This window comes from Bacillus salitolerans (assembly GCF_042680805.1).
In the GTDB taxonomy this organism is placed as follows: domain Bacteria; phylum Bacillota; class Bacilli; order Bacillales; family SA4; genus Bacillus_CJ; species Bacillus_CJ salitolerans.
In genome coordinates this window covers 494,429-512,393 of record NZ_JBHUEM010000003.1, presented here as the reverse complement: position 1 = coordinate 512,393, position 17,965 = coordinate 494,429, and the positions used below count along the sequence as shown (strand labels likewise).

Annotated in this window: 15 protein-coding genes and 1 other annotated feature; all 15 genes read right to left on the bottom strand. The window is 38.6% G+C overall.

Annotation, left to right across the window (positions count from 1 at the left end; genetic code table 11):
• Positions 1 to 89: 89 nt before the first annotated feature.
• The 15 genes from pyrE to ACFSCX_RS04105 all read right to left on the bottom strand — a co-directional run bounded on the left by pyrE (position 90) and on the right by ACFSCX_RS04105 (position 17,943).
• Entirely contained in the window at positions 90 to 728 is a 639-nt protein-coding gene (gene pyrE / locus ACFSCX_RS04175) for an orotate phosphoribosyltransferase (protein ID WP_377926857.1), read from the bottom strand.
• A complete protein-coding gene (gene pyrF / locus ACFSCX_RS04170) occupies positions 725 to 1,438 on the bottom strand; it encodes an orotidine-5'-phosphate decarboxylase (RefSeq protein WP_377926856.1) in 714 nt (237 codons plus the stop codon). Before pyrF ends, pyrE begins: the two co-directional genes overlap by 4 nt.
• Positions 1,411 to 2,352 (bottom strand): dihydroorotate dehydrogenase, encoded by a 942-nt coding sequence (locus tag ACFSCX_RS04165; RefSeq protein WP_377926855.1) that lies wholly within the window; start codon positions 2,350 to 2,352, stop codon positions 1,411 to 1,413. Before ACFSCX_RS04165 ends, pyrF begins: the two co-directional genes overlap by 28 nt.
• The gene (locus ACFSCX_RS04160; RefSeq protein WP_377926854.1) at positions 2,349 to 3,128 is read right to left on the bottom strand and encodes a dihydroorotate dehydrogenase electron transfer subunit; all 780 of its coding nucleotides are present in this window, start codon (positions 3,126 to 3,128) and stop codon (positions 2,349 to 2,351) included. The genes ACFSCX_RS04165 and ACFSCX_RS04160 overlap by 4 nt, the downstream gene beginning before the upstream one ends.
• Positions 3,125 to 6,337 carry a carbamoyl-phosphate synthase large subunit gene (carB, locus tag ACFSCX_RS04155; protein WP_377926853.1) on the bottom strand — a complete coding sequence of 1,071 codons (3,213 nt, stop codon included), beginning with the start codon at positions 6,335 to 6,337 and terminating at the stop codon, positions 3,125 to 3,127. Before carB ends, ACFSCX_RS04160 begins: the two co-directional genes overlap by 4 nt.
• Position 6,338: 1 nt before the next feature.
• On the bottom strand, positions 6,339 to 7,424 hold the full coding sequence (locus ACFSCX_RS04150; protein WP_377926852.1) for a carbamoyl phosphate synthase small subunit: 1,086 nt from the start codon (positions 7,422 to 7,424) through the stop codon (positions 6,339 to 6,341).
• The gene (locus ACFSCX_RS04145) at positions 7,421 to 8,713 is read right to left on the bottom strand and encodes a dihydroorotase (RefSeq protein WP_377926851.1); all 1,293 of its coding nucleotides are present in this window, start codon (positions 8,711 to 8,713) and stop codon (positions 7,421 to 7,423) included. Before ACFSCX_RS04145 ends, ACFSCX_RS04150 begins: the two co-directional genes overlap by 4 nt.
• A gap of 1 nt (position 8,714) precedes the next feature.
• Entirely contained in the window at positions 8,715 to 9,608 is an 894-nt protein-coding gene (locus ACFSCX_RS04140) for an aspartate carbamoyltransferase catalytic subunit (RefSeq protein ID WP_377926850.1), read from the bottom strand.
• Between the two features lie 260 nt (positions 9,609 to 9,868).
• On the bottom strand, positions 9,869 to 11,182 hold the full coding sequence (locus tag ACFSCX_RS04135) for a solute carrier family 23 protein (RefSeq protein WP_377926849.1): 1,314 nt from the start codon (positions 11,180 to 11,182) through the stop codon (positions 9,869 to 9,871).
• Positions 11,183 to 11,350: 168 nt separating this feature from the next.
• The gene (gene pyrR / locus ACFSCX_RS04130; RefSeq protein ID WP_377926847.1) at positions 11,351 to 11,896 is read right to left on the bottom strand and encodes a bifunctional pyr operon transcriptional regulator/uracil phosphoribosyltransferase PyrR; all 546 of its coding nucleotides are present in this window, start codon (positions 11,894 to 11,896) and stop codon (positions 11,351 to 11,353) included.
• 191 nt (positions 11,897 to 12,087) lie between these two features.
• The gene (locus ACFSCX_RS04125; protein WP_377926846.1) at positions 12,088 to 13,002 is read right to left on the bottom strand and encodes an RluA family pseudouridine synthase; all 915 of its coding nucleotides are present in this window, start codon (positions 13,000 to 13,002) and stop codon (positions 12,088 to 12,090) included.
• Positions 12,977 to 13,465, bottom strand: a complete 489-nt coding sequence (gene lspA, locus ACFSCX_RS04120; protein WP_377926845.1) for a signal peptidase II — start codon at positions 13,463 to 13,465, stop codon at positions 12,977 to 12,979. Before lspA ends, ACFSCX_RS04125 begins: the two co-directional genes overlap by 26 nt.
• Before the next feature lie 130 nt (positions 13,466 to 13,595).
• Positions 13,596 to 13,931, bottom strand: coding sequence for a TraR/DksA C4-type zinc finger protein (locus ACFSCX_RS04115; protein ID WP_377926844.1), 336 nt, complete (start codon positions 13,929 to 13,931; stop codon positions 13,596 to 13,598).
• A gap of 369 nt (positions 13,932 to 14,300) precedes the next feature.
• Positions 14,301 to 17,066 (bottom strand): isoleucine--tRNA ligase, encoded by a 2,766-nt coding sequence (gene ileS / locus ACFSCX_RS04110; RefSeq protein WP_377926843.1) that lies wholly within the window; start codon positions 17,064 to 17,066, stop codon positions 14,301 to 14,303.
• Between the two features lie 87 nt (positions 17,067 to 17,153).
• Positions 17,154 to 17,382: a binding site (T-box leader), on the bottom strand.
• A 54-nt stretch (positions 17,383 to 17,436) separates the two neighbouring features.
• Positions 17,437 to 17,943 carry a DivIVA domain-containing protein gene (locus tag ACFSCX_RS04105; RefSeq protein ID WP_377926842.1) on the bottom strand — a complete coding sequence of 169 codons (507 nt, stop codon included), beginning with the start codon at positions 17,941 to 17,943 and terminating at the stop codon, positions 17,437 to 17,439.
• Positions 17,944 to 17,965 lie beyond the last annotated feature (22 nt).

The window sequence follows — 17,965 nt, the reverse complement described above, 5'->3', positions numbered from 1 at the left end:
AGAGCTGGACATACTAAAAAATCTTTTTAGAAGGTTTTTCAACAAGCAAAATAAAGGGTAGCATCTACCCTTTATTTTTTATAAAGATCCTATTCTTGTACCGCTAACCAAGATTCATCTTTCGGATTTTGTCTCCACTTATCAAGCTTGTCTAGGTCTTCATTTGTTATGATTCCTTCACTTGCGGCAACCTCTACCAATGAGCGAAAGGTTGTTAATGAATATGCTTTCACATCCATTTCTTCTAGCCCTTCTTTAGCTGCGTTCAGTTCGTAAGTAAAGATTGAGACGATTCCTAGTACTTCACAGCCCTCTTCACGAAGTGCTTTAACCGTTGTTAACGAGCTACCACCTGTTGAGATAAGATCCTCAATAACGACAACTTTTTGCCCAGGTGTAACAGCTCCTTCTACTTGTTTTGCTTTCCCATGACTTTTCGCACTGCCTCGTACATAACACATTGGCAACTCCATAAGTTCACTCACCCAAGCCGCTGGAGCAATTCCACCTGTAGCAGTACCGGCAATCATTTCAACATCGTTAAAATGCTCATGAATTAGCTCCTGTAGTCCTTTAGCAATATCCTTTCGAACATTTGGATACGACATCGTTAAACGATTATCACAATAAATGGGAGATTTAATACCAGATGACCATGTAAACGGGTCATTAGGTTGTAACGATACTGCTCCTATTTCTAGTAAATGCTTAGCAATAGTTAATTTCATATTGTAATACCCTCCCATAAATCTTTCATTTTCTTATACTTTTCTAAAGGATTGCTAGATTTTGTAATACTTCTTCCAACAACAATCATGCTAGCGCCAGCCTTCTTCGCCTCATCAGGCGTAGCAATTCTTGCTTGATCATCTTTCGAATCCTCTACTAACCTTATGCCAGGGGTTACAGTTAAAAATGTATCTTTGCATACTTTTTTAAGCATTGGTACTTCATGGACGGAACATACAACTCCATCAAGACCAGCTACTTCTGTAAGCTTTGCATAGGACTGAACGGTAGATGATAAGCTTTGATTGATTAGAAGTTCTTCATGTAGGATTTTCTCATTTGTACTTGTTAACTGTGTGACCGCAATTAGTGATGGTCTACTGCCTCTTTTCGTTCCTGCCTCTAAGCCTTCCAAAGCGGCTTCCATCATTTGTTTTCCACCTGCTGCATGAACATTTACTAAATCTACTTGTAGTGACGCTAAACTCTTCATCGCTTGTTTTACTGTGTTCGGGATATCATGTAGCTTTAAATCCAAAAAGATTCGGTGTCCTTCTTCTTTAAGATAATGAACAATAGTTGGACCCTCTTTATAAAACAGTTCCATTCCTACTTTTACAAATACCTTTTCTTCTTTAAAGGGAGATAAGAATGCTTTAACATCATCAAGGGATTGATAATCTAATGCGATGATAATGGGATGTTGCATCGTTTGTCCCAGCTCCTTCCTATGCACTCTGATAGGTGCTCATACCCTAGAGAATCTAGCAGTTCAGGTAAGTCATTAATAATCGTTGGACAAACAAACGGGTCTACAAAATTTTGAGTACCTACAGCAACAGCGCTAGCACCTGCATAAAGATATTCAATGACATCCTCGGCATTTTGGATTCCGCCCATGCCAATGATTGGTATGTTAACATGCTGACTTACTTCATATATCATTCGGATGGCAACTGGTTTAATTGCTGGTCCTGATAAACCACCAGTTCGATTTGCTAAAATAGGCTTTCCCGTTTTTAAATCTAAGCGCATCCCTACTAAAGTATTAATCATCGTTAATCCATCTGCACCAGCTGATTCCACTGCCTTAGCCATCTCCACTATATTCGAAACATTAGGTGAAAGCTTCACATAGACTGGAACTTCAGACACTTCCTTCACTTTCCTCGTTAACTCTGCTGCAATTTCAGGTATCGTACCAAATGCAATTCCACCTGTTTTAACGTTAGGACAGGATATATTAAGCTCTAATGCATGGACATTTCGTGCCTTTGAAATTTCTTTTGCAACTTCCACATAATCCTCTGTTTGCGAACCTGCAACATTTGCAATAATCGGCGTATTGAATTTCTCCAACCAAGTAAGTTCATCAGATATAACTTTTTCTAGACCTGGGTTTTGCAAGCCAATGGCATTTAACATTCCCGCTGATGTTTCAGCGACACGCGGTGTAGCATTTCCAAATCTCGGCTCAGCAGTTGTTGCTTTAATCATGATAGCGCCTAATACATTTAAGTCGTAAAGCTTCGCATATTCCTTCCCGAATCCAAAGCAACCCGATGCTGGCATGATTGGATTTTTCAGTGATAGTCCTGGTAGTTCAATGGATAATCGGCTCATAGTACCACCTCTCCAATAGGGAATACAGGTCCGTCCGTACAAACCTTTTTATACGAATAGCCGGTTGGATCACTCTGTAAATGACATACACAAGCAAAGCAAGCACCTATTCCACAACCCATTCTCTCCTCAAGTGATAGATAGGCTCTCTTGCTTTTGTAACGATCTTCTAATGCTTTAAGCATTACATTTGGTCCACACGCGTATAATGTATCGAATTCTAATTGGAATTTTTCAATAACGTCCGTAACAAATCCCTTTGTGCCACACGTACCATCAACCGTCGAAATGTAAGTTTCACCCAGTTGTTCAAATTGTGACTTATAGAAGGTATTTTCTTTTGATTGAAAACCTAACACATGAATAACGTTAATACCTCGTTTTACAAGCTGACGAGATAGCTCATATAAAGGGGGAACACCAATTCCTCCCCCAACGAGCAATGCTCTCTCACCTTCTTGTGTAGCATCAACAGGAAATCCATTTCCTAAAGGACCTAAAACGTTCACTTTTTCGCCTATCACTTTTTCAGAGAGTATCGTAGTACCCTTACCATCACTTCGATAAAGCATTGTAAATTCATGATTATCCTTATTAATATGACAAATACTTATCGGTCTTCTTAGCAATGGGTCAACACTACTAGCAACCTTAATATGAACAAACTGACCAGGCTCATTCATTTCCTCGACAAGATTTCCTGTTAACGTAATCTCATGAATATTTTTTGCAATCTCTTTTTGATTCACAATCGTCATCCACTCCGCGCGAATCATACTAAGACCACCTTTTGAGGACGTTTAATTTGTTCCATTGACTGTGAGCTAAAGGTCATTGATTCTAATACACCTAAAATCGCATAAGCAGTGTCTAATGAAGTTAAACATGCGACATTGTTTTCAACTGATTCACGGCGAATACGGAATCCATCACGTGCAGGCTGTTTTCCTTTTGTTAACGTATTAATAACGAACTGAGCTTCACCTTTCCTTATGACATCAAGTAGGTTAGGTTTTTCAGCTCCAATTTTATTTACAACGGTTACAGGAATACATTCTTTACGTAAGTATTCTGCTGTTCCTTCTGTTGCTAAAATGTTGTAACCAATTCCATTAAATCGTTTAGCAATGGCAAGTGCTTCTTCTTTATCCTTATCTGCAACTGTAAACAAAACAGATCCGTAAGTTGGAATGGAGATTCCCGAAGCAACTAGTCCCTTATATAACGCCTTTTCAAGGGTTACATCTTTCCCCATAACTTCCCCTGTTGATTTCATTTCTGGCCCTAACGTAATGTCCACTCTTCTTAGTTTTGCAAAAGAGAATACTGGTACTTTTACGTAAACACCTTCGCTCTCAGGATGATACCCTGTTTCAAAGCCTAAACTCTTTAATGAAATACCTAAGATAGCTTTTGTCGCAAGGTTTGCCATTGGAACTCCCGTAATTTTACTTAAGAAAGGTACTGTACGACTAGATCTTGGATTTACCTCTAATACATAAACACTATTGTCAGAGATAACAAACTGAATGTTTAATAATCCAATGATGTTTAAGCCTTTTGCAAGTGATATTGTATAGTCGATAATTTGTTGTTTAATCTCTTCAGATATACTTTGTGGAGGGTACACGGCAATAGAATCACCAGAGTGGACTCCAGCACGTTCTATATGCTCCATGATTCCAGGGATGTACACCGTTTCTCCATCTGAAATAGCATCCACTTCAATTTCTTTTCCTGTTAAATAGCGATCAATTAATACTGGATGATCCGGATTAATCTTGACTGCATTTTTCATATAATGCAGTAACTCTTCTTGCTGGTACACAATCTCCATCGCACGACCACCAAGAACATAGGATGGACGGACTAGAACGGGATAACCGATTCTTTCTGCTACTACTACTGCTTCCTCAACAGATGTTGCTGTCTTCCCTTCTGGTTGTGGAATGCCTAGTGTAGAAAGAGCATGCTCGAATTTATCTCTATTTTCTGCACGGTCTAAATTTTCAAGTGAGGTTCCTAATATTCGTACCCCTCTCTCTGAAAGACCTGCTGCAAGGTTAATCGCTGTTTGACCTCCAAATTGAACGATAACACCCCTAGGCTTCTCTACTTCAATTACGTGCATGACATCTTCCACAGTTAAAGGCTCAAAGTAAAGCTTGTCAGATGTACTGAAGTCTGTTGAAACTGTTTCAGGGTTATTATTTATTATAATGGCTTCATATCCAGCTTCTTTGATTGCCCATACTGAATGTACTGTTGCATAATCAAACTCGATTCCCTGTCCAATGCGGATCGGGCCAGAACCAAGTACAAGAACACTTTCCTTTTCTGTCATGATGGATTCGTTTTCGTCTTCATACGTCCCATAAAAATATGGAGTTGATGACTCAAATTCAGCTGCGCATGTATCAACCATTTTATAGACGGGCAGAAGGCCATTTTCTTTTCGTAACTCATAAACTAGAGATTCACTCACTCCCCATAGTTTACTGACCGCAATGTCTGAAAAACCCATTTTCTTTGCTTTTGTAAGCACCTCAAGGTTAGCAGGGTTTTCTATTACCTCTTTATCCATTTGAATAATGTTCGAGAATTTGTGTAGGAAGAATCGATCAATCCTGCTCCATTCAAAAATTTGTTCAATTGTTATTCCTCTTCTTAACGCTTCTGCCACGATGAATAATCGCTCATCATCTGCTTTCGTAATACGTTTTTGTATTTCTTCATCTGGTAAGCTTTCCATTGCTTCCACGCTTAAGTGATAGACACTTGCCTCAAGCGAGCGAATGGCCTTTAGAATGGATTCCTCAAACGTTCTTCCAATTGCCATTACTTCACCTGTTGCCTTCATTTGAGTACCTAGCTTACGATTAGCAGACTCAAATTTATCAAATGGCCATCTAGGAATTTTTGTCACGATGTAGTCAAGTGCAGGTTCAAAACAAGCATACGTCTTGCCTGTTACTGGATTGATCATTTCATCTAACGTTAAACCAACTGCAATTTTTGCAGCAAGTTTAGCTATTGGATATCCAGTTGCTTTTGAAGCTAATGCAGATGAGCGACTTACACGAGGATTTACCTCGATAATATAGTAGTTAAAGCTATCAGGGTCTAGCGCTAATTGAACGTTACACCCTCCTTCAATTTTCAAGGCACGAATAATCTTTAACGAAGCGTTTCGTAATAGCTGATATTCACGGTCACTTAACGTTTGACTTGGTGCAACGACAATGGAATCACCTGTGTGAACCCCTACTGGATCAATGTTCTCCATGTTACACACTACAATCGCATGATCACCACTATCACGCATTACTTCATACTCAATCTCCTTGAATCCTGCAATACTTTTTTCTAATAGACATTGATTTACTGGGCTGCTTTTCAGTCCACCTGTTACAATTTCAATTAAGTCCTCTTCATTCTCACATATTCCTCCACCTGTTCCACCAAGTGTATAGGCAGGGCGAACAATCACTGGGTAGCCAACAAATTCAACAAAATCGTACGCTTCTTGTAAAGAATGAATGATTTCACTTTCAGGTACGGGTTGACCTAATTCATTCATTAATTGACGGAAAAGGTCTCTGTCCTCCGCCTGTTCGATAGCTGATAATTTAGTACCTAAAATTTCTACATTACATTCATCCAGAACTCCTGATTTCGAAAGGGCAACAGCCATGTTTAATCCCGTTTGACCACCTAATGTAGGTAAGAGAGCATCTGGTCGTTCTTTACGAATAATTTTACTTAAAAATTCCACCGTTAATGGCTCGATATAAACCTTATCTGCAATTTCAGTATCTGTCATAATTGTCGCCGGATTTGAATTTACGAGAATGACCTTGTATCCTTCTTCTTTTAACGCTTGGCAAGCCTGAGTTCCAGCATAGTCAAATTCTGCTGCTTGACCAATTACGATTGGGCCAGAACCAATTACTAATATCGTTTCAAAATCTTGTCTTTTCGGCATACTACATTACCCCTTCCTTTTTACAACGTTCAATCATCGATAAAAACTCATCAAATAATTCGTTTGCATCTTCTGGTCCTGGTGAAGCTTCTGGGTGATATTGAACGGTAAAGGCAGGATAATCAAGATGACGTAATCCTTCTACAGTTCCATCGTTTAATGCTACATGTGTAATGTCTAAACGGGTGTTTTCCAATGAAGCTTCGTCTACTGTATATCCATGATTCTGAGATGTAATGGCCACTTTTCCAGTTTGTAAATGCTTTACAGGATGGTTGGACCCACGGTGACCAAACTTCATTTTTTCTGTATTCGCTCCGCACGCAAGAGCAAATAATTGGTGTCCTAAACAAATTCCGAATAATGGTACTTTACCTAAAACACCATGTATCATCTCAATCGCCTCGGGTACATCCTTCGGATCTCCCGGTCCGTTACTAAGCATAATCCCATCAGGATTAAGCTGCAGAATTTCCTCAGCCGTTGTATTATACGGTACAACTACAACATCACAATTACGTTCATTTAGCTCTCGAAGAATTCCATGCTTCATCCCGTAATCTACAAGAACAACTCGATCCCCTCTTCCAGGACTTGGATACGGATTCGTTGTTGAAACTTGCTCAACCTGATTTGTTGGTAACACTTCATTTTTTAACTTTTGTACAACTTGCTTTACATCAACATCCATTCCGCAAATGGCACCCTTTAATGTCCCATACTGACGTATTATTCTTGTAAGCTTTCTCGTATCAATTCCCGCTAGACCGGGAATATTTTTTGATTTAAAATACTCATCTAATGTAAACTGACTTCTCCAATTAGAAGGGATATCACAAATTTCTTTTACAATAAATCCAGAGATTGCTGGTATGATAGATTCAAAATCGTCACGGTTGATTCCATAGTTACCGATTAGAGGGTACGTCAGTGTTACGATTTGACCACAGTACGATGGATCGGACAAAATTTCTTGATATCCTGTCATACCCGTATTAAATACGACTTCCCCAATGGTTTGCTCTGTACTTCCAAAACCTTCGCCGATAAATACTGTTCCATCTTCTAGAATTAGTTGTCTTTTCATACTGTCGCTCTCTCCTTTTCCCATACAATAGTCCCGCTTGCGATGGTTAACTCCGGCCAACCTTTACACTTCCAGCCTGTAAACGGTGTGTTTTTCCCTTTTGATAAAAACGTAGAAGGATTTATTTCCTCTTCGTCTATAAGGTTTATAACAGTTAAATCAGCACGCTTACCAACTTCTAAAGTTCCATATGGTAACGTAAACGCTTCTGCTGGTTTGACAGTTAAGAAGTCAACTAACTGCTTTAAGGAAATGTATCCTTTTTCTACAAAGTGTGTATAGAGTAGGGGAAATGCCGTTTCTAGCCCAACAATTCCAAATGGTGAAAGGTGCATACCTTCTCTTTTTTCCTGATCTGTATGTGGAGCATGATCTGTTGCTATAAAATCAATGGTTCCGTCTAATAAACCTTCGATAAGTGCTTTTTGATCCTCTTTCCCTCTAAGTGGCGGGTTCATTTTAAAGTTTGGATCCAAGCCAGGAATATCGTCTTCACATAACAATAGATGATGTGGTGTTACCTCTGCTGTTACTTTAATCCCTGCCTTTTTAGCGTCTCTAACAACTCGAACAGACTCTTTCGTACTAATGTGACATACATGGTAATGACAGTTTGCAGCTTCTGCAAGCAGTACATCACGCGCGATATGAACGGCTTCACAAACCGATGGAATACCATTTATACCATGTTTTTTCGAAAATTCCCCTTCATGAACAGACCCTTTATTAATAAGTGTGTTATCCTCACAGTGAGCTACGATAGACATCCCAAGCCCTGCAGCACGCTTCATTGCCTCAAGCATTACTCCTGCTGATTGAACACCTACACCATCATCAGTAAAGGCAAACGCCCCTGCTGCTTTAAGTCCTTCAAAATCAGTTATTGTTTCACCTAGCTGTCGAATCGATATCGATGCATAAGGTAACACATTAACCTTTGCAGTATCTTTAATCCTAGTTTGTAACCACTCCATTTGTTCTTTTGTATCAGGAACTGGTCGAGTATTTGGCATTGCAGCAATTGTTGTAAATCCACCCTTTGCAGCCGCGAGTGTACCTGTTGCGATTGTTTCTTTATGTTCTCCACCCGGCTCACGCAGATGTACATGCAGATCTACAAGTCCTGGAACAATGAGATTACCCTTTATATCAATGACCTCTTCTTCTCCTGCTACTGCTAGGACGGAAGCAATTTCTACTACTTTATCATCTGTAATCTTCACTTCAACTCGTTCGAATTCACCGGCTTCATTTAATCTTGTTCCATTTTTCAGAATCATTGTTCCCATTTTATTTTCCCCCTTTATTCAAAAGACCTCGTCTTAAAACGGCCATTCTAACAAATACGCCATTCTTCATTTGCTTAAAGATTCTCGAGCGATCACATTCAACTAAACAATCTGCTATTTCAACATCTCGATTCACTGGAGCAGGGTGCATAATGATACTCCTATTTTTCATTTGACTTTCTCTAATCGTAGTTAAACCATATAGAGTATGGTAATCATTCATCGTTAAACCCATCTTTTCAGCATGCCTTTCATGCTGGATACGTAGTAGCATAACAACATCTGCTACTTTCACGGCTTCATCCATCTCCATATAAATTCCATTCGCATTTTGTTCATCATGCCATTCTCTTGGACCCGAAAAAATAACTTGTGCTCCTAATCGGTTTAATACTTCAGCATTAGATCTCGCCACACGACTATGTCTAATATCACCTACGATGACAATCTTTAAATCTTCGAATCTACCAAACTCCTGTTGTATCGTATACAAATCAAGGAGAGACTGAGTTGGATGATGGCCACATCCGTCTCCAGCATTTAGGATTGGAATTTTAATATGAGGAATTAACTTTTCAAAATAGTGATCTTCTGTATGTCTGATCACAAGTGCATCCATGCCAATTGCTTCAAGAGTTTTCACTGTATCGTAAAGAGTTTCACCCTTTTGAACACTTGAGTTTTCTGTTTCAAAGTTTATGACTTTAAGGCCAAGTCGCTTCTCTGCTACTTCAAAACTAAAGCGAGTTCTTGTACTCGGTTCAAAAAACAAATTGGCAACAAACTTATCTGTTTCAACTTTCCAATCTTCACCTTGTTCAAACCTCTGTGCCTGATCCAAAATTTCTTGAATTTCTGAAACCGATAAGTCACTCATTTTTAATAAATGCTTCATTGTGAATCCCCCAAGATTTTATTAGATAACTGGTAATAACCAATTCCTTATTTTATTGAACCATTTGGCTATTGTGTGGCATCTGCTTTGAAAATTGTAAAAGACATTTTACTATCAGTACCGAGAACATTTTATTCATATACTTCAATTTGATAAAAAACACCCTTTTCTTATAAGAAAAGGGTGTAAGAAATCAGGAGAGAACCATCGTTTCCCCTGATACACCCTTGAAAGCCTCTCTGGACTTTTTTAAAAGGTGATTATTTACTTATATGGTCTTCCACATCAGTCAAATCGCCCGATGCTTCTTTTCTTCCTGGTAAAATTACATTTAGTAAAATTCCTAAGATTGCAGCCAGTGCCATACCGTGAAGCTCGAAGTTCTCTGATACTTTGATGATTGCTTCCCCAATCCCAATAACAAGGATGACAGATACAATAATTAAATTACGATTTTGGCCCAGATCCACTTTTGAATCAACCATCATTCTTAAGCCAGAAGAAGCAATGATTCCAAACAGAAGTATGGATACTCCCCCCATTACTGGAGTTGGGATAGAAGCGATAAACGCACTAACTTTCCCAATAAAACCAAACGCTATTGCGAAGACTGCAGCACCTGCAATAACAAACACACTAAATACTTTTGTGATCGCTAATACTCCAATATTTTCACCATATGTTGTGTTTGGAGGTCCACCGATTAATGAAGCAATTATTGTAGCTACTCCGTCCCCCATGATTGATCGGTGTAATCCTGGACGCTTGATTAAGTCTTTCTTAACAACTTCACTTAACACCATTTGATGTCCGATGTGCTCTGATAAAGTTACAACAGCGACTGGTACCATTAGAAGTACGATATCCCATGAGAAATTTACTCCCGTGTAAAAGGTAACAAAGTCAGGCATTTGAATCCATTTTGCTTCTCTAACACCCGTAAAATCAACTAATCCTACGAACAGTGAGTAGATATATCCTCCAGTAATACCGAGGAGGACTGGAATTAAGCTTAGGAACCCTTTCTTTAAGAAAACTGAGAATATAATGACTAATGCTAATGTAACCAACCCAGCTGATAAATGTAGCAAGCTATACGTTTGAGGGTCAGTTGTGTCTTTAAGCATTGCCATGTTAACTGCAACACCTGCAAGACCAAGTCCGATGACAATGATGACTGGTCCAACAACTACTGGTGGTAAGAGGCGCATTAACCATTGATATCCTGCCCCTTTAATAATTAGTGCAACAATTGCATATACAATACCGGCTAAGAAGCTTCCAAGCATCGCCGCTTCTGGCCCACCTAATGTTTGAGCAGCGATAATCGGAGTAATAAACGCGAATGATGACCCTAGATACGCCGGTACTTGCCCTTTTGTGATCAGTAAGAATGCTAACGTACCTAGACCACTTGAAATAAGTGCGACTGCTGGACTTAATCCTGTTAAAATTGGGACTAATACTGTAGCACCAAACATGGCAAACAAGTGCTGAAAGCTTAGTGAGATCCAGTTCATAGCTTTTGGTTTTTCATGTATATCTAAAACGATATTTTGGTTTTTTGATTTCATACTGCTCCCCCTACATCTCGTAATATCTTTATTTCTTCTCATCTACTTTATTTTTATACAAGAAAACCTCTTTGCATCATTGCAAAGAGGCAGAATATACTCACAGAATGCGTAAGTTTCACTCTACCCTTTGCTAGCCTCACAGGACTAAATTAAAAGGGATAAACTTTATTTATCGTGTATTGTTACTTGTTCAACTTGATCTACTTCAATTAATTCAACCATAATTTTTTCGGAGCTTGAAGTAGGTATGTTTTTTCCAACATAATCAGCACGGATTGGCAGCTCTCTATGGCCACGATCCACAAGAACTGCGAGCTGTATATGGGCTGGCCTGCCCATATCCATTAAAGCATCCATAGCAGCCCGTACCGTTCTACCGGTAAATAACACATCATCTACTAGAATTACTTTTTGATTTGTAACGTCAACCGGTACATCTGATCCTTTGAACAGCGGTTCTTGGTCATCTGTTTTCTTTGTTAAATCATCTCGGTACAAGGTAATATCAACTTCACCAACAGGAATTTTGTTCCCCTCGATTTGTTCGATTTTTTCTGCTAATCTTTTAGCGATAAAGATCCCTCTCGTTTTTATACCGACGATGATACAATTCTCAATGCCTTTATTTTTTTCAATGATTTCATGAGCAATTCTTGTAAGTGCACGGCGAATAGCTTGTTCGTCAAGTACAATGGCCTTTTGTGGTGACATTTTCACACCTCACTTTTATTACCCTTGGAAGAAGTAAAAATCCTCTCACCGACTGGTGAGAGGATACACTTGTACCGTAAAAAGGATAGAAATATCCCTATACGACTACTCCGGTTCCTTCTCAGCCTCTCGGGACTGTGTTAAAGGGTCATATATTATTAATGTCATTATGTCAGTAGACTCGAATTTTGTCAACTTCTTTTTCTAAGCCAATCTAAAACGTCTTCAAATTCTTTTGGAAGGGGTGCTTCAAATTCTAAGTAATCGCCAGTACGAGGATGATCAAAACCGAGAATCCCAGCATGTAAGGCTTGTCCGTTTAAATCTATCGTTTTCTTTGGTCCATATTTAGGATCTCCTGCCAGAGGATAGCCAATGTATTTCATATGAACACGTATTTGATGCGTTCTACCAGTTTCTAGCTGACATTCAACAAAAGTAAAATCCTTATATCGTTCAATCACTTGAAAGTGTGTGACGGCATCTTTACTGTTTTTCTCGGTAACAGTCATACTTTGTCGATCCTTCTCGTCTCGCCCAATCGGAGCATCTATTGTACCTTTATCGTGTGGAATGACTCCGTGAACAATCGCTTTATATCGTCTTGTTACTGTTTTCTCAACTAATTGATTGACTAATGACTCGTGTGCCTTGTCATTCTTTGCAACCATTAGTAATCCAGATGTGTCTTTGTCTATTCTATGGACAATTCCAGGCCTCATTACCCCATTAATACCCGATAAATCCTTACAATGTGCCATTAATCCATTTACTAACGTTCCAGTAACATGACCTGGCGCAGGATGTACGACCATGCCTCTTGGCTTATTGACAACAAGGACGTCTCCATCCTCATAATAAATATCTAGATTCATCTGCTCTGCTTCAATATCTAAAGGTTCCGGATCTGGAATTGTAAGTACTATTTCATCTCCGGTTTTACATTTATAATTACCTTTAATTGGTTCTCCGTTCACTTTGACAAAATTGTCTTTTATCCATTGTTGTACTTGTGATCTCGACCAGTCCTCATCCATCGCTGATAAAAGCTTATCAATACGTTCGAGATGTTGATCTTCGTTAATTGTGAATGTTACCTGCTCCATGCTTTATCTCCTTTTCTTTCTTTCCTTCCATAATTGTATGGATAAAAAAGAGTCCTACACCTATAACTAGTGCTGAATCTGCTATGTTGAAAATAGGGAAGTCATAAGTGAAAATGTATGTATTAATAAAATCTACTACTTCCTTACGAAATAAACGGTCTATAAAATTTCCAATTGCACCTCCGAGCATTAAACCTAGTGCTGTACCCATTAATTTCTCTGTAGATTTTAACCGTTGTATGAATACAATAATCCCAATGATGACGATGACTGTAATTATGTAAAAAAACCACATCTGTCCTTGCAATATACCCCATGCAGCCCCTCTATTTCGATGGGAGGTAAGATATAATAAATTAGGGATGATCGTGATACTTTCTCCAAGCTCCATATATTTGACAACTAGCCATTTTGAAATTTGATCCAATATAATAATGACAAACGCTAACAAATAATAAAACACATTCAGCTCCCCCGCTTCTTTTAACAAAGTTACTTCCTGATTTTATCATATACAAGATAAAACAGACAATGAAAGCCTTGTTCATTCCACATTAAGAAGACGCATGCAAAGCAGGCGTCTATTATTTATTCTATATTCTCACTAATTCATGATAGTTAAAATCATGGATACTTCTAGCTGTCGGCAAATTTTTTAACTTTTCGATCGGAATTCTTTGGCCTGTTTCCTCACAGATTCCATATAATCCAAACTCCATTTTGGCTAAAGCACGTTCAACATCTTTTAAGTCATCCTTAATGTGCTTTTGAATGAGAATTTTCTTTTCGTCTTGTGAGTGTCTGAACAGTAGCTCTGCTGAAAATTCTTGATTTAAATGTTTGATTTCCTTGCTTAAACGACTTTCGAGTTCTTGTTTCATCATGAAAAGCTCTGTATACAGTTCTGCATACATATTTGTGTAAGCCATGGAAACGCCTCCTCTTCTATGGTCAGTCTAAATAGGTTAACTTTAGTTTAACCAGCACTATCTAAAATAGAAGCTACAAGTTTTTCCTTTCATGATATAGTACGTAGAGCGAGGTTTCTTTTTTGGCGGTTATCGATTGTTACGTTGTAGGAACAAATGCGCAAGCGCCTCGTTTAGCCTATGGCAAAGCATTTGTTCCTAAATGGAAAAGGGTACTTTTCCACATTAAGGGTTATTTGGCGCCGAGTGGTTGGATGCTGGAGCTGGTTTTTAAAGTCCCTAGCCGATTCTCTTGCTGAAAACTTTATTACTTTCTTAATAATCAAAAAAGGCTAAGCAGAGTGTTAATCTGACTTAGCCTATCATTACTTATTGGGCATAGCTCTTGTTTATAACCGTTGCACATCGACTACAAAGTGTAGGGTGTTCTGCAATTGCCCCAACATCTGTTGTTACTACCCAACAACGTTCACACGTTTCTCCTTCTGCCGATTGAACTACAATGGAAAGTCCCTCGAATTTATGTGCATTTTCTGGTGCTTCCTCTGAAGAAATAACTTTAACATTTGATACAATAAATAACTGTTTTAAATCTTCATTAATGGATTGAAGTAACAATGCGGTTTTTTCCGTTGCATATAAGGTTATACTTGCCGTCAGTGATTTTCCAATGACCTTTTCATTTCTTGCTAGCTCTAATGCTTTTAACACATCATCACGTAAGGACATAAATGCATCCCATTTTGCTTCAATTTCTTTTGCATTTTCTGGATATTTTGCTTCAGGCATGTCAACAAGCTGAACGCTTTCCTCTGTAACTCCCGGAATATATGTCCACACTTCATCTGCTGTATGAGGCAGGACAGGCGTTACAAGCTTCGTTAACGTGACTAATGATTCGTATAAAACCGTTTGAATAGAACGACGATCTGGATGATCAGCTGCCTCAATATAAAGAATGTCTTTTGCAAAGTCTAGATAGAACGAGCTTAATTCAATCGTACAGAAATTGTGTACTGCATGGTAAATAGCTGCAAATTCATACGTTTCATACGATTTTTTTACTTTATCGATTAGCTTATTAAGCTTAACGAGCATGTATTGATCTACCTCACGTAGATTTTCATATGACACCTTGTTCTTATCATGATCATAATCAAACAGATTACCAAGCAGGAAACGGAAGGTATTTCTAATTTTGCGGTACACTTCTGCTACTTGCTTCAATATTGCATCAGACACCCTTACATCTGATTGGTAATCAACAGAAGCTACCCAAAGACGAAGAATATCTGCTCCTAGCTGACTCATCACTTTATTTGGAACAACCACATTTCCAAGAGATTTACTCATTTTCCTACCATCACCATCAAGAGCAAACCCATGACTTAAGACACCTTTGTAAGGTGCTTTCCCTGTTACTGCTACACCAGTTGATAACGATGAATTAAACCACCCTCTATACTGGTCAGAGCCTTCTAAATATAAATCCGCTGGACGCTGCAGATCATCACGTTCTTCAAGAACGGATTGGTGAGAAGAACCAGAATCAAACCAGACATCCATAATATCCACTTCTTTTGTAAATGTATGATTTGGACTAGATTCGTGTGTAAAGCCTTCAGGTAGTAAATCCTTAGCTTCTCTCTCAAACCAAATATTTGAGCCGTGCTCTCTAAATAATGATGATACATGATTGATCGTTTCATCTGTAATGATTGGTTCGCCGGTTTCACCATAAAATACTGGAATCGGAACTCCCCATGCTCTTTGGCGGGAAATACACCAGTCTCCTCGGTCTCTAACCATATTAAATAATCTTGTTTCTCCCCAAGCTGGAACCCATTTAGTCTCCTGAATAGCTTGTAGCAATTCTTCGCGAATGTTTTCAATCGAAGCAAACCATTGGGCTGTTGCCCTGAAAATGGTTGGCTTTTTAGTACGCCAATCATGTGGATAGGAGTGCGTGATAAATGTAAGCTTTAAAAGCGCTCCTACCTCTTGTAGTTTTTCAGTAATAGGTTTATTCGCTTCGTCATAGAATAGACCTTCAAAACCCTCTGCTTCAGAAGTCATATATCCTTTTTCATCAACCGGGCAAAGTACATCTAGTCCGTACTTTTGACCAACTAAAAAGTCGTCTTCTCCGTGTCCAGGAGCTGTATGAACACACCCAGTACCAGATTCTGTCGTTACGTGCTCACCAACCATTACAAGTGAATCACGATCATACAATGGGTGCTGAGCTACAACATGTTCTAGTTCAATTCCCTTCACCGTTTTAACAACCGAAGGATTATTCCATTCTAACACTTTCGTTACTTCCTCATATAGACCTGAAGCAATAACATACTTAACATTATCTACAAGAACGACACTATAATCTAAATCTGGATGCAAGGAAATTCCTAAGTTCGCTGGAATGGTCCATGGCGTTGTTGTCCAGATAATAATTTTTTCACCGCCATTTAATACACCTTTACCGTCTTTTACATCGAATGAAACATAAATAGACGGAGAACGTTTATCTTGATATTCTATTTCTGCTTCAGCAAGAGCAGATTCACTTGATGGTGACCAATAGACAGGCTTTAATCCTTTATAGATATATCCCTTTTTCGCCATTTCGCCAAAAACCTTTATTTGCTGAGCCTCATATTCTGGTTTTAGCGTAATATATGGATTGTACCAGTCTCCTCGTACTCCTAAACGTAAAAATTGTTCTCTTTGACGGTCAATTTGTTCATAGGCATATTCTTCACAAAGCTTTCTAAATTCAGCTACAGACATTTCTTTTCGGTTTATCTTTTTATTTTTCGTTAAAGCTGTTTCAATTGGAAGACCGTGTGTATCCCAACCTGGTACATAAGGAGCACAATAGCCACTCATTGATTTATAACGCACAATAAAATCCTTTAGGATTTTATTTAATGCGTGACCCATATGTATATCACCGTTTGCATACGGTGGTCCATCATGTAATACAAATAGTGGCCTATCCTTCGTACGTTCTTGAACTTTTTCATAGATATTCATTTCTGTCCAGTTTTCTTGAATTTCTGGCTCACGGTTTGGCAAATTCCCTCTCATCGGGAAATCAGTTTGAGGCATTAATAACGTATCTTTATATTCCATGTTTTGCTCCTCCATCGTTTTTCATTTTCATCATATCCAAATATAGCCATTGCTAAAAGAAAAAACAAAAAAAAGACCTTCTCTCCCAAAAGGGACGAGAAGGTCTCGCGGTACCACCCTTATAGACTATTTTCAACCTTACATATTAGTCCACTTTAGCATTCGTAACGTGAATGATTCGCCACTACCTACTTTTGTTTCAGTATGGAACTCCAGGGTGATCTTCACTCTTCTCGACCTGTATCGAGCTCACACCATCCTCGACTCGCTAAAACATGAAATTGAAAAGAATTACTGTCCCTATCATCGCTTAATTTTCATTCGGCTGTTGTGAAAGTATTATATGTAATAAAACGATATTCGTCAAGAGTTAATCGTGATCTAACTCTACATCACGTGTTTTAATTTCTTTGTTTAATTCCATTAAGTGATCCCAATCATCGTTCTCGAGCATATCTAGTTGAGCCTGAATCAGCATACGGAAACGATTGCGAAATACCTTGGATTGCTTCTTAAGCTCATCAATTTCAATTGTAATTTTTCTAGCCTTAGATAAAGATTCGTTAATAATACGATCTGCGTTTTTTTCAGCTTCTTTAACAATAAGCTTGGCTTCCTTTGAAGCATTTCTCTTTACTTCTTCAGCTGTCTCTTGAGCAATAAGGATGGATTTATTCAATGTATCTTCGATATTTGAAAAATGACCTAACTTTTCTTTCAACTCTGTTACTCGCTCTTCTAATTCTTTTTTCTCACGAATCACCAACTCATAATCTTTTATGACTTGGTCTAGAAACTCGTTAACTTCATCCTCATCATATCCCCGAAATCCTTTTGAAAATTCTTTATTATGGATATCTAATGGTGTTAAAGGCACGCCTGCCACCTCCACGAAAGTC

Bases quoted from the DNA above. Each gene is read 5' to 3' on its own strand.
- pyrE (WP_377926857.1), bottom strand. From the start codon at position 728: ATGAAATTAACTATTGCTAAGCATTTACTAGAAATAGGAGCAGTATCG.
- pyrF (WP_377926856.1), bottom strand. From the start codon at position 1,438: ATGCAACATCCCATTATCATCGCATTAGATTATCAATCCCTTGATGAT.
- ACFSCX_RS04165 (WP_377926855.1), bottom strand. From the start codon at position 2,352: ATGAGCCGATTATCCATTGAACTACCAGGACTATCACTGAAAAATCCA.
- ACFSCX_RS04160 (WP_377926854.1), bottom strand. From the start codon at position 3,128: ATGATTCGCGCGGAGTGGATGACGATTGTGAATCAAAAAGAGATTGCA.
- carB (WP_377926853.1), bottom strand. From the start codon at position 6,337: ATGCCGAAAAGACAAGATTTTGAAACGATATTAGTAATTGGTTCTGGC.
- ACFSCX_RS04150 (WP_377926852.1), bottom strand. From the start codon at position 7,424: ATGAAAAGACAACTAATTCTAGAAGATGGAACAGTATTTATCGGCGAA.
- ACFSCX_RS04145 (WP_377926851.1), bottom strand. From the start codon at position 8,713: ATGGGAACAATGATTCTGAAAAATGGAACAAGATTAAATGAAGCCGGT.
- ACFSCX_RS04140 (WP_377926850.1), bottom strand. From the start codon at position 9,608: ATGAAGCATTTATTAAAAATGAGTGACTTATCGGTTTCAGAAATTCAA.
- ACFSCX_RS04135 (WP_377926849.1), bottom strand. From the start codon at position 11,182: ATGAAATCAAAAAACCAAAATATCGTTTTAGATATACATGAAAAACCA.
- pyrR (WP_377926847.1), bottom strand. From the start codon at position 11,896: ATGTCACCACAAAAGGCCATTGTACTTGACGAACAAGCTATTCGCCGT.
- ACFSCX_RS04125 (WP_377926846.1), bottom strand. From the start codon at position 13,002: ATGGAGCAGGTAACATTCACAATTAACGAAGATCAACATCTCGAACGT.
- ACFSCX_RS04115 (WP_377926844.1), bottom strand. From the start codon at position 13,931: ATGGCTTACACAAATATGTATGCAGAACTGTATACAGAGCTTTTCATG.
- ileS (WP_377926843.1), bottom strand. From the start codon at position 17,066: ATGGAATATAAAGATACGTTATTAATGCCTCAAACTGATTTCCCGATG.